This window comes from Naasia lichenicola, assembly GCF_004801885.1.
Taxonomy (GTDB): Bacteria; Actinomycetota; Actinomycetes; order Actinomycetales; family Microbacteriaceae; genus Naasia; species Naasia lichenicola.
This window is the reverse complement of sequence record NZ_SSSM01000007.1, coordinates 26,478-44,480: the sequence shown is the minus strand read 5'-3', so window position 1 is coordinate 44,480 and position 18,003 is coordinate 26,478. Positions and strand designations below refer to the sequence as shown.

General features: G+C 69.3%; 14 protein-coding genes and 1 tRNA gene. 1 reads left to right on the top strand and 14 read right to left on the bottom strand.

The features are described from left to right. Positions 1 to 4: 4 nt before the first annotated feature. The 14 genes from E6C64_RS18715 to E6C64_RS18650 all read right to left on the bottom strand — a co-directional run bounded on the left by E6C64_RS18715 (position 5) and on the right by E6C64_RS18650 (position 17,024). On the bottom strand, positions 5 to 925 hold the full coding sequence (locus E6C64_RS18715) for a LysR family transcriptional regulator (protein WP_158437934.1): 921 nt from the start codon (positions 923 to 925) through the stop codon (positions 5 to 7). Positions 926 to 960: 35 nt separating this feature from the next. Further along, a tRNA-Asn gene (locus tag E6C64_RS18710) sits at positions 961 to 1,033 on the bottom strand. Positions 1,034 to 1,250: 217 nt separating this feature from the next. Next, complete coding sequence (locus tag E6C64_RS18705; protein ID WP_136429452.1) at positions 1,251 to 2,255, bottom strand: D-isomer specific 2-hydroxyacid dehydrogenase family protein; 1,005 nt, start codon at positions 2,253 to 2,255, stop codon at positions 1,251 to 1,253. Then, entirely contained in the window at positions 2,252 to 3,373 is a 1,122-nt protein-coding gene (locus tag E6C64_RS18700; protein ID WP_136429450.1) for an ABC transporter ATP-binding protein, read from the bottom strand. The genes E6C64_RS18705 and E6C64_RS18700 overlap by 4 nt, the downstream gene beginning before the upstream one ends. Positions 3,374 to 3,630: 257 nt before the next feature. After that, positions 3,631 to 5,316 carry a dipeptide ABC transporter ATP-binding protein gene (locus E6C64_RS18695; protein WP_136429448.1) on the bottom strand — a complete coding sequence of 562 codons (1,686 nt, stop codon included), beginning with the start codon at positions 5,314 to 5,316 and terminating at the stop codon, positions 3,631 to 3,633. Continuing rightward, a complete protein-coding gene (locus E6C64_RS18690) occupies positions 5,313 to 6,374 on the bottom strand; it encodes an ABC transporter permease (protein WP_233255739.1) in 1,062 nt (353 codons plus the stop codon). The genes E6C64_RS18695 and E6C64_RS18690 overlap by 4 nt, the downstream gene beginning before the upstream one ends. A 2-nt stretch (positions 6,375 to 6,376) precedes the next feature. Continuing rightward, on the bottom strand, positions 6,377 to 7,453 hold the full coding sequence (locus E6C64_RS18685; RefSeq protein WP_136429446.1) for an ABC transporter permease: 1,077 nt from the start codon (positions 7,451 to 7,453) through the stop codon (positions 6,377 to 6,379). 143 nt (positions 7,454 to 7,596) lie between these two features. Then, positions 7,597 to 9,231: an ABC transporter substrate-binding protein gene (locus tag E6C64_RS18680; protein WP_136429444.1), complete on the bottom strand. Its 1,635-nt coding sequence runs from the start codon at positions 9,229 to 9,231 to the stop codon at positions 7,597 to 7,599. Between the two features lie 259 nt (positions 9,232 to 9,490). Beyond that, entirely contained in the window at positions 9,491 to 11,635 is a 2,145-nt protein-coding gene (gene dnaG, locus E6C64_RS18675; protein WP_136429442.1) for a DNA primase, read from the bottom strand. Between the two features lie 649 nt (positions 11,636 to 12,284). Further along, a complete protein-coding gene (locus E6C64_RS18670; protein ID WP_136429440.1) occupies positions 12,285 to 12,665 on the bottom strand; it encodes a GIY-YIG nuclease family protein in 381 nt (126 codons plus the stop codon). Positions 12,666 to 12,870: 205 nt separating this feature from the next. Then, the gene (locus tag E6C64_RS18665; RefSeq protein ID WP_136429438.1) at positions 12,871 to 13,689 is read right to left on the bottom strand and encodes an oxygenase MpaB family protein; all 819 of its coding nucleotides are present in this window, start codon (positions 13,687 to 13,689) and stop codon (positions 12,871 to 12,873) included. Further along, positions 13,665 to 14,924: a deoxyguanosinetriphosphate triphosphohydrolase gene (locus tag E6C64_RS18660; protein WP_136429436.1), complete on the bottom strand. Its 1,260-nt coding sequence runs from the start codon at positions 14,922 to 14,924 to the stop codon at positions 13,665 to 13,667. Before E6C64_RS18660 ends, E6C64_RS18665 begins: the two co-directional genes overlap by 25 nt. Before the next feature lies 1 nt (position 14,925). After that, positions 14,926 to 16,080, bottom strand: coding sequence for a tRNA dihydrouridine synthase DusB (dusB, locus tag E6C64_RS18655; protein WP_136429434.1), 1,155 nt, complete (start codon positions 16,078 to 16,080; stop codon positions 14,926 to 14,928). A gap of 65 nt (positions 16,081 to 16,145) precedes the next feature. After that, positions 16,146 to 17,024, bottom strand: a complete 879-nt coding sequence (locus tag E6C64_RS18650) for an EamA family transporter (protein ID WP_233255738.1) — start codon at positions 17,022 to 17,024, stop codon at positions 16,146 to 16,148. 67 nt (positions 17,025 to 17,091) lie between these two features. Between E6C64_RS18650 and E6C64_RS18645 the strand changes: the two genes are divergently transcribed. Further along, a complete protein-coding gene (locus E6C64_RS18645; RefSeq protein ID WP_158437933.1) occupies positions 17,092 to 17,991 on the top strand; it encodes a LysR family transcriptional regulator in 900 nt (299 codons plus the stop codon). Positions 17,992 to 18,003: the final 12 nt, after the last annotated feature.

The window sequence follows — 18,003 nt, the reverse complement described above, 5'->3', positions numbered from 1 at the left end:
CGGCTCAGCCGGCGGTGACGAGACGGGATGCGGCGAGGAAGACGTCGCGCATCCACTGGTGACCGGGGTCCTCGCTGTGCATCGGGTGCCACCACAGCGCTCCGTCGATCGTCGGCGGATCGAAGGGAAGGGCGACGATGCGCAGGTCGCCCATCGCGAGCATCCGGTCGGCCATGCGTGACTGGACGAGTCCGAGCCGGTTCGTCCCCGCGATGAAGAACGGCAGCGTCAGGAACCCCTCGACGACGCAGTCGACGATCGGCTCGATGCCGAGCTCCTGGAGCTGACGGGCAGCCGCGAGCGACACGCTGCGGCTGTGATAGGTGTACACCCACGGCAGCTCGGCGAGATTCTGCGGGGTGAGCACATCCCCCACCTGCTCGTTCTCGGCCGCGACCAGACACACCCATTCGTCCTGGTAGATGTCCACGAAGGGGAAGCCGGTGATGAACCCGCGCGGCAGCAGCATCCCGTCGACGGTGCGCAGCGAGACCTGCGCGTCGTCGACGATGGCGGGAGTGTGATGCATGAAGCGGAACCGCACACCCGGGGCCTGATCGGCGGCGACCGCGGTGACGGCGCTGCCGACGTCGGCGATGCCGAAATCCGAGCCGTAGATGCTGAATTCGCGCGTGGATGTGCGCGGATCGAAGAGCGCCTCATTGGCGAAGACCTTGCGCGCAGCGTCGAGGGCCGACGAGGTCTGCTCGGCGAGGCGGACCGCGAGAGGGGTGAGGCGGTAGCTGTTTCCGTCGCGGGCGAGGATCTCGTCCGCGAAGTGCAAACGGAGACGGGCCAGGGAGGCGCTCAGCGCCGGCTGGCTGAGTCCGAGCTTTCCGGCGGCCCGGGTGACGCTGCGCTCGGTCAGCAGGGCATCGAGCGAGACCAGCAGGTTCAGGTCGAGCCTGGCCAGACCTGCGGGCACCCGATTCACCTCGCCGACGAGTAGTGGAGCAGTTGCTCCCCGACTTGGACTCGAACCAAGAACCTGCCGGTTAACAGCCGGCTGCTCTGCCAATTGAGCTATCGAGGAATGGCGTGTGAAGCTCGTCCACTTTAGCAAACCCGAGCGCGCCCGCCGAACGCGACGAGGCGTGGCGGCATCTGGCGTCGGCTGCCGACGGTCGCATCGGGAGTTCGGCGAGATGCGTCAGACTCCTCAGGAACCTGATGACCGAGCCTTACCGACAAACAAAACCCCTGATTCGGGCCGAATGTACGGGATCGATGGTGCACAAGGCGGTTGCGCGCTAGTAGCCGGACTTCGGATCGACGATTCCGATGAAGCGGCCGGTGGACACGAAGGCCTCGACGTTCGCACGGACGCGTTCAGCCAGCAGCGGCGCGATCATTTCCGGGGTATCTGCAGAATGCGGCGTGATGAGAGCGCGGGGCTCCGTCCAGAGCGGATGGCCCTCGGGAAGCGGCTCGGGGTCGGTGACGTCGAGGCCTGCCGCGAGCAGCCGCTCATCCTGGAGCGCGTCGAGCAGCGCGTCGGTGTCCACAAGGGGGCCGCGGGCGATGTTCACCAGGACCGCGCTCGGCTTCAGCAGTGACAGGCGACGCGCATCGATGAGGTGCCGGGTCTCCCCCGTGCTCGCCGCGGCGAGGATGAGCACGTCCGTTTCAGGAAGCACGTCGTCCAGCCGATCCGAGGTGACGGTGCGGAACGCCCCGCTCACCTCGCCCGCGCTGCGACGCACGATGGTGACCTCGGCGGAGAACGGCTGGAGCAGCCTAATCAGCTCGATCGCGATACCACCGGCGCCGACGATCGTCACCGAGGCGCCATAGAGCGACTCCCCGATCTTCTCGCCCCAGCTCGTGGCGCGTGCGCGCAGAGACAGCGAGCGGAGTCCGGCCAAGGCGAGAGCGAGGGCGTGCTCGGCGACCGGCTGGGCATAGGCCCCCTTCGCGCTGGTCCACAGCAGGTCGGCCCGATCGTGGCTGCTGAGTGCATCCGCGAACGCGTCCACTCCGGCCCACGGCAGCTGAACCCACTGGATCTGCGGGTGCTGCTCGAGCACCTCGACGAGAGCCTCGGGATGGTCGTTGGCGAGCCACACCACGGCGCGAGTGTCCGAACCGAGCTCGCCGATCTCGCCTCCTGCATCGCTGACCGCATCCACGAACCGGCTCTCCGCCTTCGCGGCGGGGAGGAGCGCGATCGGTCCGACAGCTGGGCGCTGCTCGTCGGGCAGGGTCTTCGCCTCGCCGGTGACTGCCTGGTGGGCGAACCGATCGCTGCGGGTCATCGTGGCGCCTCCTCCGATGTGGGACCTGCGGAAGCCTCGTCGTCCGAGTCCGCCTCGGCATCCCCGGTTCGCTCGACGGGCGGTGCGGGCTCGTCGCGGTCGGCCGAACCGTCGGCCGCGGCATCCGCGTCGGCTGGATCGGACACGTCGTCCTCGTCCTCGAAGTCGTCCTCGACCGCTCCCCCCGTCTCGGCCGTCGGCTCCGCAGGCTGCGCGCGCACCACAGGGATCGCTCCGGTCGCGAGCGGGAGGTCGGGCAGAGTGATCGGGCCGGTGGTGAGCTCGTACTCGATGGCGAGTCCGCGCACGTAGGGGTGGATCGGGCGGGTCAGCACGTCTTCGAGGCGGCCGAGACCCACGAGGCCACCGCCCTGCAGCACGGCGACGCGGTCGGTGAGCCGAGCGGTGACGGCGGCGTCGTGGCTGATGATCAGCGCCGAGAACTCATGGTCGCTCTGCACCTCGAGGATGGTGTCGAGCACCGGGCCGCGCACGGTCACGTCGACGCCTGCGGTCGGCTCGTCAGCCACCCAGAGCAGGGGCTCGAGGATGAGCGACTTCGCGATCGCGACCCGCTGCCGCTGTCCGCTCGACAGCTCGTGCGGGTAGCGGTCCATCACCCCGAGCGGCAGCTGGACGGCGTCGATGAGCTCCGCCACGCGCACACCGAGCTCGCGGCGATCGAAGTGCCGGTCGCGGGCCAGCAGCGGCTCCCCCACGTTCTCGGCGATCGTGTAGCCGGGCATCAGCATCCGACCGGCGCCCTGGGGCAGGTAGCCGACATCGAAGGTGATCCGGTATCGATCGCGCATCCGCATGGATCGCAGCTTCACCCCGAGCACCTCGAGCGAGCCGCCGACCACGTCGGCCATGTCGTCGAGCGGGATGCCCATCCGTGCGGCGCCCTTGGATCCGAGTCCGCGCGCGGTGTATCCGGCGATGGTCCGGGCGAGGGTGCTCTTGCCCGATCCCGTCTCGCCGACGAGGCCGAGCAGCTCGCCGCGGGCGATGTCGAAGGTCACGCCGTCGATCGCGCGATGTCGAGCACGCCCCCGGCCGCCCGCGTACTCGATGGTGACGTCGCTGGCGGAGACGACGAGGTCATCGCGAGCGGTCATTGATCCATTCTCTCTGCTGCGCACCTTGGCGTTTGCCAGATGACGGAATGAATGCCCTCATCACGCCCAGAATCATCCTTAAGGGTGACTCATCTTCACGGTTCAGGCTTTCGACCACGGTTCAGGTGATTTTCGCCTGATCCGTGATCGAAATCGCAGAATCGCCTGAACCGTGAAGATCGCCTGATCCGTGGAAGGGGCGGAACGGAGTGCGGCGGTCAGGTCACGCGGTCAGGTCACGCGGTCAGATCACGCGGTCAGCCGACCGGGTCGGCTGCGCGGAGGGCGCGCAGCAGCTCTCGGCGCTCGGCCTGCGCGACCGGGTCGGGAACGGGAAGCGAGGCGAGCAGGCGCTGGGTGTACGGGTGCTTCGGATCACCGAGCACCTCTGCTCCCGTTCCCTCCTCGACGAGCTTGCCCTTGTAGAGCACCGCGATCCGGTCGGCGAGGATGTCGACGACTGCGAGGTCGTGGCTGATGAACAGGCAGGCGAAGCCGAACTCCGACTGCAGCTCCGCGAACAGCTCGAGCACCCGTGCTTGCACGGAGACGTCGAGGGCGGACGTGGGCTCGTCGGCGATCAGCAGCTTGGGCTGCAGCGCCAGCGCTCGAGCGAGGCTCGCGCGCTGCCGCTGACCGCCGCTGAGCTCATGCGGATAGCGATCACCGTAGGAGCGCGGCAGCTGGACCGCCTCGAGCAGCTCGTCGACCCGCCCGCGAGCGGACGCCACGTCCCCCGCGCGCCTGTGCACGATGAGCGGCTCGGCCACGCACTGCGCGATCGTCAGCAGCGGGTTGAAGCTCGAGGCCGGATCCTGGAAGACGAAGCCGATGTCGACACGGTGCTTGCGGAACTCGCGCTCCTTGAAGCCGACCATCTCGGTGCCGAGGACGTCCAGCGATCCACCGGTGGCCTTGGTGAGCCCTGCGATCGAGCGCCCGATGGTGGTCTTGCCCGATCCGCTCTCGCCGACCAGTCCGAGAACCTCTCCTGCTCCGATGCTGAAGCTCACGCCGTCGACGGCCCGGAATCCACCGCGGCCGAGCCGGCCGGGGTACTCGATCACGAGGTCGGTCGCCTTCACCAGCGGGGCGGCCGCTCCGACAGCTCGGCCGCTGAGGCGGGCAGCTGCTCCTGCGCGTCCCTGCCCGACGTAGGGCACTGCCGCGAGCAGGTCGCGGGTGTACTGCGCCTGCGGGTTGGCGAACAGCTCGCGGGTGCGGGCCTGCTCGACCACCTTGCCCTGGTACATCACGGCGACCCGGTCGGAGAGGTCGGCGACGACGCCCATGTTGTGCGTGATCAGCACGATCGCCGTGCCGTAGTCGTCGCGTAGGCTGCGGAGCAGGTCGAGGATCTCGGCCTGCACGGTGACGTCGAGTGCGGTCGTCGGCTCGTCCGCGACGATGAGGCCGGGGCGCAGCACGAGCGCCATCGCGATGACGATGCGCTGCTTCTGTCCGCCCGAGAACTGGTGCGGGTAGTAGTTGACGCGGGTCTCCGGATCGGGGATGCCGACCTGGCGGAGGATGTCGATGGCCTTCGCCTTGGCGGCCGCGCCCGACACGCGCTCATGGGCGCGCAGGCCCTCCGCGATCTGCCAGCCCACCGTGAAGACGGGATTCAGCGCCGTGGACGGCTCCTGGAAGATCATCGCGACGTCGGTGCCGCGCACCTCGCGCAGCTGGGACCTGGACAGGGTGACCACGTCGACGTCGCCACCGGTCGATCGGGTCAGCACGACCGCGCCCGATGCGGTGGCGGTCTCGGGCAGGAGGCCGAGGATGGTCTTGGCGGTCACCGTCTTGCCGCTGCCGCTCTCGCCGACGATGGCGAGCACCTCGCCCTTCTCGACCGTGAGGCTCACGCCGTCGACGGCCTTCACCGCGCCGTGGTCGGACGCGAACGAGACCACGAGGTCCTTGATGTCAGCGACGCTCATCGTTCTGGCTCCTCGAGTCCTGTCAGCCCGCCGGGCGGGTCGATCACGCCGCCTGCGGTGACGGAGGTCTGGGCGGTGAGTCCGGCGCTGGCAGCGACCGAGCGGCGACCACGCAGCCGCGGGTCGGCGAGGTCATTCAGGCTCTCCCCCACGAGGGTGATGCCGAGCACGACGAAGACGATCGCGAGGCCGGGGAACAGCGCGGTCCACCAGATTCCGCTGGTGACGTCGGAGATCGCCTTGTTGAGGTCGTAGCCCCACTCCGCGGCGGAGCTCGGCTCGATGCCGAAGCCGAGGAAGCCGAGGCCGGCCAGCGTGAGGATGGCCTCGGACGAGTTCAGCGTGAAGATCAGCGGCAGGGTGCGCGTGGCGTTGCGGAGAACGTGCTTGAACATGATCCGCGGTGTGCTCGCCCCGATGACCCGGGCGGATTCCACGAAGGCCTCGTTCTTGATCCGCGTGGTCTCGGCGCGGATGACCCGAAAGTACTGCGGGATGTACACGACCGTGAGCGAGATGGCGGCGGCAAAGACGCCCGGGACCAGGCCGGACTGCCCGCCGGAGAGCACGATGGCCATCACGATCGCGAGCAGCAGCGACGGGAAGGCGTAGATCGCATCCGCGATCACCACCAGCACCCGGTCGAGCCAGCCTCCGAGGTAGCCGGAGATCAGGCCGAGGAGCACTCCGAGGAAGATGGACAGCACGACGGCCACGACGATCACGAACAGGCCGGTCTGCGCTCCCCAGATCACTCGGGACAGCACGTCGTAGCCGCCGACGGTCGTGCCCCAGAGGTGCTGGGCGCTCGGCTCCTCCTGGGCGCCGAACGCGCCACTGTCATCCCGCAGCTGTGCGTAGCCGTACGGCGCGATCAGCGGGGCGAAGATCGCCAGGATCACGAAGACGAGCGTCAGGATCAGGCCGGTGACGAGCATGAACCGCTGCACGCCGTAGCTCTGGCGCACCTGGTGCACGACAGGGATGCGATCGATCAGCCGGCGGCGGCTGACCGTGGTGGGTGCCGTGGTGGGTGCCGGGGCGGGTGTCGTTGTCACGGTCAGTACCTCACCCTCGGGTCGATGAAGGCGGCTATGACGTCGACGATGAAGTTGGTGACAGCGACGATGACCGCCAGCAGCGCGACGATCCCCTGCACGGCGACGAAGTCGCGCGCCTGCAGGTACTGGGCGAGCTGGAAGCCGAGGCCCTTCCACTCGAACGTCGTCTCGGTGAGCACGGCGCCGCCGAGCAGCACTGCGATCTGCAGTCCGATCACGGTGATGATCGGGATGAGCGCGGGCTTGTACGCGTGCCGCCCGACGAGCCGGAGCTCACGGACGCCGCGCGAGCGTGCTGCGTCGACGTACTCGGTGCCGAGGGTGCCGATGACGTTAGTCCGAACGAGACGCAGGAAGATGCCGCCGGTCAGCAGGCCGAGCGCGACGGCGGGGAGGACCGCGTGCTGCAGCACGTCGGCGATGACCTCGGAGTTGCCGGTCTGGAACGCGTCGATGAGGAAGATGCCCGTCGGCGAGGGCAGGAGCTTCATCTCGAGCTCAGAGGAGACGGACGCTCTGCCGAAGGCCGGCAGCAGGTCGAGCTGCACGGCGAAGACGAGCTTGAGCAGCAGTCCGGCGAAGAAGACGGGTGTGGCGTAGCAGAGGATGGCGAAGACTCGCAGGACCGCATCGCCCCAGCGGTCGCGGATGTAGGCGGCCAGCATGCCGAGCGGGATGCCGACGATGAAGGCCACGATCAGCGCGTAGAAGGTGAGCTCGAGGGTGGCCGCGCCGAAGGTGACGATGACCTCGGTGATCGGACGGTTGTCGCTGATGGTGGTGCCGAAGTCACCGCGGAGGATCTGACCGAGGTACTCGAAGTACTGCACGAGGATGGGGCGGTCGTAGCCCGCCTCGTGGATGCGCGCCGCGAGCTCGTCGGGGGGCAGGCGGCCTCCGACGGCAGCGGTGATCGGGTCTCCCGTCGACCGCATCAGCACGAAGACGAGGGTGACCAGGATGAACACGGTCGGGAAGATGAGCAGGAAGCGCACGAGCAGGTAGCGCCCGAAGCCTCCTCCCGCGGATCGTCCGCGCACGCGTGGCGTGGCGACGACGGCGTCCGGTACGGTCATGCACCCATCTTCCTCGGCGGGGCCGCTCGGCTCTGCGGCTGCCCCAGGTCGTTTCAGTGAAAATCTCGAGTGCCGGGGGGCGACTCGACGAAGACGAGAAGGAGGGGCGGCCCGCTCCCGCGGACCGCCCCTCCTGTTCGCTGCTAGCCCTTGGTCAGAGGGGCGTAGCGGAGCTTGAACGAGCCGTCGAGCGTGAGTCCGGAGACGTCCTTGCCCGTGACGGCGAGCTCAGCGCCCTGCCAGATCGGCACGGTCGACAGCTGGGCCGCGACCTTGTCCTGGATCTCCTCGATGAGGGCGGTGCGTGCGTCGGGGTCGGTCGTGCCGGCCTGCTGCGCGATGAGGTCGTTGACCTCGGCGTCCTCGTAGTGGTTGGCCAGGAAGTTGCCCTCACGGAAGAACGGCGACAGGTAGTTGTCGGCGTCCGAGTAGTCGGGGTACCAGCCGAGCTGGTACTCCGGGTACAGGTCGTTCGTGCGGTCCGGCGTGTACTGCGTCCAGTCGGTGCTGGCCAGGTTGACCGTGAACAGGCCCGACGACTCGAGCTGGTCCTTGATCAGGGCGTACTCGTCGGCGGACGAGGGGCCGTAGTGCTCGGGAGTGTACTGGAGGTTGAGCACGACGGGAGTCGCGACGCCCGCAGCCGAGAGGGTCGCGGTCGCCTTGTCCACGTCGGGTCCGCCGTTGCCGTCTCCGTAGAGGCTCTTCAGCGACTCGGTGGCGCCGGTCAGGCCCTCGGGGACGTAGGAGTACAGGGGCGTGACGGTGCCCTTGTAGACCTGGTCGGCGATCGCCTCGCGGTCGACGGTGTCGGCCAGCGCCTGGCGAACGGCGAGCGCCTTGGCGGGGTCCGCCTCCGCGGTCGTGGCGCCGAACGGCTGCGTGTTGAAGTTGAAGACGATGTAGCGGATGGATCCACCGGGACCGTCGACGACGTTGAGGTCGTCGTTGTCACGGAGGTCCGCGACGTCGGTCGGCGAGAAGGTCCGGTACGCCACGTCGACGTCGCCGCCTTCGATCGCGAGCTTGAGGTTCGACGAGTCCGCGAAGTACTGCAGGACGACGGTGTCGTTGACCGCGGGGTCGAGCACGCCCTCGTAGCCGTCGTACTTCTTGAACTGGATCAGCGAGTTCTTCTCGTAGGACGTGATCGTGTACTGGCCGGCGAACGCGTTGGCCTTGACGATGTCGTCGTCAGGGGTCAGCGCGGTCGGCGAGAACGAGTCCTCGTCGACGATGGGGCCGGCGGGGCTGGAGAGCACCTGCGCGAAGGTCACGTCGTTCGCGACCTTGAGGGTGAACACCACGGTGGTGTCATCCGGGGTCGCGATGCTCTCGAGGTTGCCGAGCAGCGACGACGGACCGTTGGGGTCGGCGATCGCGAGCTGGCGGTCGAAGGTGAACTTGACGTCGCTCGAGGTGAGGTCGTTGCCGTTGGCCCACTTGAGGTCGGGCTTGAGCGTGACGGTGAACTCGTTCGGCGAGGTGAACTCGCCGGACTCCGCGATATCGGGCTCGACGTCGGCGGTGCCGAGCGGAGAGTCGAACAGGAACGGGAAGACCTGGAGCTGGACCGACAGCGAGCCGTTGTCGTACGAGCCGGCCGGGTCGAGCGAGACGAGCGAGTCGGTCGTTCCGACGGTGATGGAACCGCCGGTGCCGCCCGTGCTGCCGCCGCCGCCGGAGCCGCCCGACGCGCAGCCGGCCAGGGCGAGTGCTGCTGCTGTGACGCCGGCGACGGCCAGAAGGGCCCGCCGGCGAGGGAATGCGGATGACATATCCGTCTACCTCTTTCGTGAAGGGAGGTGCTTGCCATTCGGGCGCACGCCAGGAGGCGCGGGCCAGAGCGGCGCGCGTAGTGCTGTGTGGAACAGGTCTAACACAGAGGGTCTCGAGAGGAAGAACCGAGGAACATCTGGTTACGCCATCGAAACATGACGATGCACGAATCCTGCGCAGGGACCGCATCGACGCGCGGGGTGCGCCGCTCGCGCGCGATTCCTGCAGGATCGTTCAGCTTCTCGTCGAGACGCGGGGCTACGACCACTGCTCGCGCAGCGCGCGGCGCTCCATCTCGAGGGCGACGAGTCCGCGCTGGATCTCGCGATAGCGATCGGGATCCTGGCCGGATCCGGCGCGCTGGAGCTGGCCGCGCAGCTCCCGCTCCCGGCGCTGGACGTCGCGCTCGACGACCTTCGATGCGACCTCGCGCACATAGCGCTGGACGGCCTCATCGCCCTGCCGGGTGGGGATGGACGCGACGGCGAGCTGCTGGACCAGATTCGCGAGCTGCGGCGGCACGGCGTCGGTCACGCTCTGCAGCCAGGCGGGAGAGCTCGCGGCGTCGAGGCTCGATGCGATGCCGTCGCGGACGGCCGCGAGGTCGCGGTTGGCGAAGGCGGAGGCGAGCGCGCGCTCGAGCAGCGGCCGGCCGATCTGGTTCGGGAACTGGAGAGCAGCCATGAGGGCATCCCGCTCGAGGCGTGTGGACGGGTCTCCCGGAAGCTGCGTGATGCCAGGACCGACGATCGGCGCCTCGGGCTCGGCCGCGGCTGGCGCCTCGTAGCGGTCGTACGGCGGATGCTCGGAGTCGGGCGGACCGTATGAGCTGTCGGCTCGCTGCGCGCGCGGGGTGCCGGACTGCGCGGGACGCTGCTGGCCGTCCTGCTGTCCGCGCTGCTGCGGTGCGGTCTGCGATGGGGAGCGGCGATCCGGTCCCCCCTGAGGTGGGCCGGAGGGAGCCGAGCGCGAGGGCGGCCCGGATCTGCCCTGGTCGCGGCTGTCTGCAGGACGCACCTGAGCGGAACGGGAATCGTCGCGCGGCGACGAACCCGAGCGCGGGCCGGAGCTCGATGCCGCATCGCGCGTGGCGGGCACGGCTCGGACAGCAGCGTTCACCTCACCGAGGTCGACGCCGAGCATCCGCGCCAGCTCGCGCGCGTAGCCCGGGCGGAGCGAGGGGTCGCGGATCTCCGCGACGACCGGAGCCGCCGACCGCAGCGCGGCCACCCGACCCTCGACGGTGTCGAGGTCGTGCTGGCTGAGCCGCTGGCGGAGGATGAACTCGAACATCGGCTTCTTGGCTTCGATCATGAGGCGCACGGCCTCGTCACCCCGGGAGAGCCGCAGATCGCACGGATCGAGGCCCTCGGGACCGGCGGCCACGTACGTCTGAGCGGCGAAGCGCTGCTCTTCGCCGAATGCGCGCACCGCCGCCTTCTGACCGGCTGCATCGGGGTCGAAGGTGAAGATGACCTCTCCGGCGGCGGAGTCGTCGCCGAGCACTCGACGGAGGATCTTGATGTGGTCGACGCCGAAGGACGTGCCACAGGTGGCGACGGCCGTGGTGATGCCCGCCAGATGGCAGGCCATGACGTCGGTGTAGCCCTCGACGACGACGACCTGCCGACCGCGGGAGATGTCGCGCTTGGCGAGGTCGAGCCCGTAGAGCACCTGAGCCTTGTGGTACACGGGCGTCTCGGGCGTGTTCAGGTACTTCGGACCCTTGTCGTCGTCGAAGAGCCGCCGTGCGCCGAAGCCGACCGTCTCGCCGGACAGGTCGCGGATGGGCCAGACGACCCGGCCGCGGAATCGGTCGTAGACGCCGCGGTCACCCGACGAGACGAGGCCCGCCGCGGTGAGCTCGGCATCGGTGAAGCCGCGGCCGCGGAGGTGCTTGGTGAGCTCGTCCCAGCTCTTCGGCGCGTAGCCGACTCCGAAGTGCGACGCGGCGGCGCGGTCGAAGGCGCGCTCCCCCAGGAAGCGACGACCGATGTCGGCGTCGGCCGATCCGAGCCTCTCGACGAAGAACTCCCCCGCCGCGCGGTTGGCCGCGAGCAGGCGGGCACGGTTTCCGCTCTCCTGCGCCGGTCCGCCGTCTTCGTAGTGCAGCGGATAGCCGAGCCGACCGGCCAGGCGCTCGACGGCCTCGGCGAAGGTGACGTGGTCGATCTTCTGGAGGAACGTGTAGACGTCGCCGCCCTCGCCGCAGCCGAAGCAGTGGAAGAGGCCGACCTGCGGGCGGACGTGGAAGCTCGGGCTGCGCTCGTCGTGGAAGGGGCAGAGGCCCTTCATCGAGCCGACGCCGGCGGTCTTGAGGCTGACGAAGTCGCCGACGATGTCGGCGAGGTTCGTGCGGGCGCGCACCTCATCGATGTCGCTCTTCCGAATCAGCCCCGCCACGCCTCGAGTCTAGGTAGCTCCACTGACCCCGCCGTCGCCACCGCCCCCTCCTCGATCTCGCTGGTCGAGTAGGGCGCCCCGCGCCCGTATCGAGGCCCGCCGCCCTCTCGTTGGTCGAGGAGGCCGCCCGCGGCCATCTCGAGACCGGCCGCGCCAGTAAGGACCTCCAAGCCCAGAGCGAGCTGCTCCTCACCAGCGCAGCCGGTCTCGAGACGCGCCGCAGACGGCACTCCTCGACCAACGAAGTGGCCCGCCTCGACCTCCTTCCCCGCTGGTCGAGGAGGCCGTTCACGGCCGTCTCGAGACCGGCCGGCCTTTCGTTGGTCGAGGAGGCCGTTCACGGCCGTCTCGAGACCAGCCGCGCCGGTAAGGACCTCCAACCCCAGAGCGAGCTGCTCCTCACCAGCGCAGCCGGTCTCGAGACGCGCCGCAGACGGCGCTCCTCGACCAACGAAGTGGGCCCCATCGCCCTCCCTCGTTGGTCGAGGAGGCCGTTCACGGCCATCTCAAGACCCGCCGCGCCGGAAAGGCCCTCCAACCCCAGAGCGAGCTGCGCCTCACCAGCGCAGCCGGTCTCGAGACGCGCCGAAGACGGCGCTCCTCGACCAACGAAAGAGGGCCACCTCGCCCTCCTCCGCCGGGCGAAGCTTCAGCCGTCAGACCCGGTTCTCCATCCCTCCGTCCGGCGCATCTCGTTCTTCTGCTGCCCCCGACCATCCGGGTTGGCAGACTCCGGGTTCATCATCGCCGGTCGGTAGCCGCGACGATTAAGTCGGGTGATGTCGTCGAAGCGCCCCTCGATCAGTGCCTGCTTCTTCGCGCGCGACCACTTCTGGATGCGCTTCTCGTAGGCGAAGGCCTCGCCGATGTCGTCGGACTCGAACGCAGCGACCAATCGGACGGGGAGACGTGTGCGGGTGTAGGCGGCTCCCCGCCCCTCGTTGTGCTCGAAGATCCTGCCGTCCAGGTCTCGCATGCTGCCCACGTAGTAGCTGCCGTCACTGCACTCGACGATGTACGTCCATGCCATGCGGAGGATTGTCGCGGATCGGATGCAGGTCCGATGATGCGGCGTCGGCATCTGTGGGCAATCGGGTCGGATTGGGGGTTGTGGACTACTGCAACCGGTCTCGAGACGGCCGTGAACGGCCTCCTCGACCAACGAGATACCCCGCGCAACCGGTCTCGAGACGGGCGCGGACGGCCTCCTCGACCAGCGAGTTGTGGACGGTAGGTCAGAGGGTGGCGCGGAAGCGGCGGAGGGTGAGGCGGGCCGGGAGGGTGCGGAACCGGTGCGGGAGGACTCGGTAGACGGCGCGGATGCGGCGGATCGCGCGCTCGTAGCGGAGTTGGTGGCGTGGCGTCCATCGGATCCCGTAACCGGCGCGGAGTTCAGGCGGCAGCATCCCCGCGGTCAGCAACCGAATGACGGGCATGATCAGATGTGCGACGCGAGGCACCGCGGTGGGTCGCATCAGCGCGCCGGCCACGCTGCGCGCCTCATCGCTCACCTCGAGTCCACCGAGCATCCGTTCCCACTCACCGGCGAACGCGTCGCGATCCGCGGGCCAAGCCGCGGCCGGCATGCCGAGCGCGGTGCCGATCCGCGCGCTCTCCGCGTAGGTCAGATCGGCCTCCGCCTCAGAGAGCGGCCTCACGAACAGCTCGTGCATCGCCACGGTCGACTCGTAGAGCGTGGCTGCGACCCACAGCTGGAGGTCGACATCGCGCGCGTCGTACGCGACGGGATCCGCGCCTTGGACCCCGCGATGCGCACCTCCGACGCTCCGGGCGACCCGGGCGATCTCCGCCTCGGTGCCGAAGGCGAGGACGTAGAGGTAGGTGAGGGTTCCCGTCAGCCGCTTCAGCGGGTCCGTGGCGAACGCGCTGTGCCGCGCGACGCCCGCGGCCACCCGTGGATCGGCGAGCTGCAGCAGCAGCGCGCGACCTCCGCCGAGAAGCAGAGCACCCTCCCCCGCGACGGCGGCGAACGGCGACCTGTCCGACGCGATCGGTGCGCTTCGCCGGTTCAGGAGGTGAGGCGCTCGTGCCATGCGATCGCCGACTGGTCGGTCAGGCTCGCGACCTGGTCGACGATGACCCGCTTGCGCTCCCGATCGTCGTCCGCATCGACGAAGTCCGCCGAGAAGGCGGGGTCGAGCGCCTCGGGCCGTGCGAGCAGGGCATCCGACAGCTGGGTGAGCACGTCGCGCTGATGCGTGTAGACCGGCGTGCGAGTGGTGTTCGTCATGACGAACGCCGCCGTGATGCCCTTGAGCACCGCGATCTCGGTGGCGATCTCGAGCGGCACGACGACTCCCGCCGAGAAGCGGGTCAGGCTGGCCTGCGGGTAGGCCTCCCGGGTGGCCCGCGTCGCCGAGCCCGCGAAGCGGCCGATCAGCTGGCTGGTGAGGTTCTTCAGCTTTCCCTGATCACGGCGCGATCCGTCCCAGGTCGACATCCAGAACGGCAGGCTGTCGAGCCGGTCGAACGCCTCGATCAGCGCGGCGTGATCGTGCGCACCGCCGATCCAGGCGTGCATCGCCCTGACGAGGTCGTCGTGGTCGGCGCGGGCGCCCAGTGCGCGGACGTCGACGAAGCCCGCGGTGACCGCGTCCTCGAAGTCGTGCACCGAGTAGGCGATGTCGTCGGAGAGGTCCATGACCTGCGCCTCGACGCAGCGCACGCCGTCGGGGTTGTCGCCGCGCATCCACCGGAAGACGGGCTCGTCGTCGGCGTAGAAGCCGAACTTGGCGCGGCCGCTCGGATCGGGGATCGAGTGGTCGGCGCCCCACGGGTACTTGCAGCTGGCATCGAGGCTGGCTCGGGTCAGGTTGAGTCCGTACGGCGCGCCGTCGGGTCCGAAGACCTTGGGCTCGAGACGCGTGAGCAGTCGGAGGGACTGCGCATTGCCCTCGAAGCCGCCGATGTCGTGCGCCCATTCCGACAGCGCGCGCTCGCCGTTGTGGCCGAACGGCGGATGGCCGATGTCGTGCGCGAGACAGGCCGTGTCGACGACATCGGGGCTGAGTCCGAGGCTCTCGCCGATCTCGCGGCCCACCTGGGCGACCTCGAGCGAATGCGTGAGGCGATTGCGTGCGAAGTCGAGACCGGCCGCGGGGCTCAGCACCTGGGTCTTGGCGGCCAGACGCCGCAGCGCGCTCGAGTGCACCAGCCGGGCTCGGTCGCGAGAGAAGTCGCTGCGGCGGCTCGAATGCTCCTCGGGCAGGAAGCGATCCTCATCGGACGGCGCATATCCCGGCAGCAGCGTTCCGGCCTGTGAGTCCACCTCAGCCGCCGCTGTTGTGCAGTTCGGCGGCGGAGACCTCGTCGCGTCCGGCGGTGCCGAGCTCGCGGCTGGCGAGCCAGTGCTCGGGCAGGACCGGCTGCTTGGGTGTTCCGGCCCGCCCCCGCTGACCCTCTGCTGCCTCACCCGGATAGGGCTCGGAGCGGTCGAGTTCGGCGAGCAGCTCGTCGATGCGGGCCAGGCTGTCGGAGGTGGCGAGTGCGGCGCGCAGCTCGCCGCCGACCGGATAGCCCTTGAAGTACCAGGCGACGTGCTTGCGGATGTCGCGGCAGCCGCGATCCTCGTCCTCGAAGAACTCGACGAGCAGTTCCGCGTGACGGCGGAAGGCGTCGGCGACCTCGCCCAGCGTCGGCATGGCGGTGCGCTCTTCGCCCGCGAACGCGGCGGCCAGATCGCCGAACAGCCAGGGTCGGCCGAGGCAGCCGCGGCCGACGACGACCCCGTCGCAGCCGGTCTCGTCCATCATCCGGATGGCATCGGCGGCCGACCAGATGTCGCCGTTGCCCAGCACGGGAACGCTGCCGATGGTCTGCTTGAGCTTGGTGATCGCGGTCCAGTCCGCGTGGCCGGAGTAGAACTCGGCGGCGGTGCGCGCGTGCAGGGCGATGCTCGCGACTCCTGCGCCTTCTGCGATCCGTCCGGCCTCGAGGTAGGTCAGGTGGTCGGAGTCGATGCCCTTGCGCATCTTGATGGTCAACGGCACGGCGCCCGCGGCATTCACCGCGCCCTCGACGATCTCGCGGAACAGATCGAGCTTCCAGGGCAGAGCCGCTCCCCCGCCCTTGCGGGTGACCTTGGGCACGGGGCAGCCGAAGTTGAGGTCGATGTGGTCGGCGCGGTCCTCGTCCACGAGCATGCTGACCGCCTGCGAGACGGTCTTGGGATCGACTCCGTAGAGCTGGATCGAGCGAGTCGTCTCGGACTCGTGGTGCTTGATGAGCCTCATCGACTCGGGAGTGCGCTCGACGAGCGCACGGCTGGTGATCATCTCGCTGACGTAGAGCCCCGCACCGAATTCGCGGCAGAGCCGACGGAACGCGGTGTTGGTGATGCCCGCCATCGGCGCGAGCACGACAGGGGTGTCGAGCTTCAGCGGGCCGATCGCGAGAGGTCGCGCGGGAGCGGTCAGAGTGGCCATCCATCCGATTCTCCCAGACGACGCCCACGATCCCGTCGCGCGCGGGCGCTCGGCCACCTTTCCGCTCAGCTCGGGGCAGGAGCGGGAACGGATGGATCGGGCGCCGGGACCGGCGTGCGCCTTCCTCCGGTCCGCTGGGCGCCGATGCCCGCGGCCACCACCAGCACGAGGCCGACCACCTGGAGGACATCCGGCGCCTGGGCGAGCAGCACGACGCCGATGACCGTGGCGATGCCGGGTTCGAGGGCCATGAGGGTGCCGAACGCCGGCAGCGTCATCCGGCGCAGCGCCATCAGCTCGAGCGCGAATGGGATGACCGGGACGAGGAGGGCGAGGCCGAGTGCCTGCAGCCCGATCTCGGGGGTGAAGCCCGAGACGGCGGCCACCGCACCGAACGGCGCGAGGGTGATGGCCGCGACCGTCATCGAGAGAGCAAGGCCCTGGAATCCCTCGATCGCGTCTCCGACCTTCTGGGTGAGCACGATGTACGCGGCCCAGCAGCACGCGGCGAGCGCGGCGAAGAGGATGCCGACGAGGTCGACCTGCCCCAGCCATGGGCGGGTCAGGGTCACAACGCCGATGAGTGCGAGCACGGGCCAGACCAGGTTGGAGCGCTTCCGGGTGCGGATCGCGGCGACTGCCAGTGGTCCGAGGAACTCGATGGTGGATGCCATGCCCAGCGGGATCCGGGCCACGGCCTCGGTGAAGGCGAGGGTGAGGATGGCGGTCGAGACACCCAGCAGCGCGGTGGCGAGCAGAGAGCTGCGCGACAGCCCGCGGAGCTTGGGTCGGACGATGACGAGGAGCACGATGGCGCCGAGCGCTATCCGCAGGAATGCGACACCCGCGGGGCCGACCGCATCGAAGAGATGCGTGCTGAGGCCGATGCCGAGCTGGACCGAGAACATCGAGGCCAGGGCGAACAGGGGGGCGGAGAACTTCACGATCCGATTCGACCAGATCCCATTCTCCACGTCCAACGCACGTTCCTGGTTGGTATCTTCAGCAACTATGGATGGTGATCTGGACCTCGGCCGGTTGCGCGCGCTCGTCGAGCTCGAGCGGCGCGGGACGATGGCGGCCGTCGGAGCGGCCACCGGCTACGGCACGTCTGCGGTCAGCCAGCAGCTGGCGGCCCTGCAGAGGCAGGTCGGGGTGACCCTCTTCGAAGCGGACGGGCGCCGCGTGCGGCTCACGCTGCCCGGACGCCGCCTGGCCGCCCACGGCGCACGCATCCTGGCCGACGTGACCGCGGCGACGCTCGACCTGCGCGCAGACAGCGCCCCGCACGGCGTGGTCCGCGTCGCCGCCTACACGACCGCCGCTCGAATGCTTGTCGTGCCCGCGCTCGCGGAACTGGCCGACGCCCATCCGCTGGTGCAGGTGCAGCTGCTCGAAGCGGAGCCCTCGGAGATGGACGAGCTGCTCGACGCCGATCGGATCGACCTCGGCTTCACCTACGACTACACGCTCGCCCCGCGCATCTGGACGCACACCGTCCGTCCGATCGCGAGCAGGGCGATGGTGCTCGTCGTCCCACCCGAGATGGACCTGCCGGACCGGATAGCGAGCACTGCCGACCTCGATGCGCTCCGCGATGTGCCCTGGATCGGCAACTCCCGCAACACCGGCGATGACGAGCTGGCGGCGAGGCTGTGCGCGCTCGCCGGCTGGGCGCCGGTGGTCGGTCACCAAGCGGACAGCCTCTCGCTCGTGATCGACCTCGTGCTCGCAGGCCACGGGGTGGCGATCCTGCCGACCGACTCCCCCGAGGTGAACCGGGGCCGGCTGGTCCCGATCGATATCGCGGACATCCGACGCAGGATGTGGGCGATCACTCGGCCGGGCATGGAGTCGTGGCCGGCGATCGCGGCCGTCACCTCCGCGGTGGAGCACGCCACCGCCGTCTGAACCGCCGTCTGA

Coding starts and splice junctions, on each gene's coding strand:
- E6C64_RS18680 (WP_136429444.1), bottom strand. CDS start 9,231: ATGTCATCCGCATTCCCTCGCCGGCGGGCCCTTCTGGCCGTCGCCGGC.
- E6C64_RS18705 (WP_136429452.1), bottom strand. CDS start 2,255: ATGACCCGCAGCGATCGGTTCGCCCACCAGGCAGTCACCGGCGAGGCG.
- E6C64_RS18695 (WP_136429448.1), bottom strand. CDS start 5,316: ATGAGCGTCGCTGACATCAAGGACCTCGTGGTCTCGTTCGCGTCCGAC.
- E6C64_RS18645 (WP_158437933.1), top strand. CDS start 17,092: ATGGATGGTGATCTGGACCTCGGCCGGTTGCGCGCGCTCGTCGAGCTC.
- dusB (WP_136429434.1), bottom strand. CDS start 16,080: ATGGCCACTCTGACCGCTCCCGCGCGACCTCTCGCGATCGGCCCGCTG.
- E6C64_RS18670 (WP_136429440.1), bottom strand. CDS start 12,665: ATGGCATGGACGTACATCGTCGAGTGCAGTGACGGCAGCTACTACGTG.
- E6C64_RS18685 (WP_136429446.1), bottom strand. CDS start 7,453: ATGACCGTACCGGACGCCGTCGTCGCCACGCCACGCGTGCGCGGACGA.
- E6C64_RS18700 (WP_136429450.1), bottom strand. CDS start 3,373: ATGACCGCTCGCGATGACCTCGTCGTCTCCGCCAGCGACGTCACCATC.
- E6C64_RS18665 (WP_136429438.1), bottom strand. CDS start 13,689: ATGGCACGAGCGCCTCACCTCCTGAACCGGCGAAGCGCACCGATCGCG.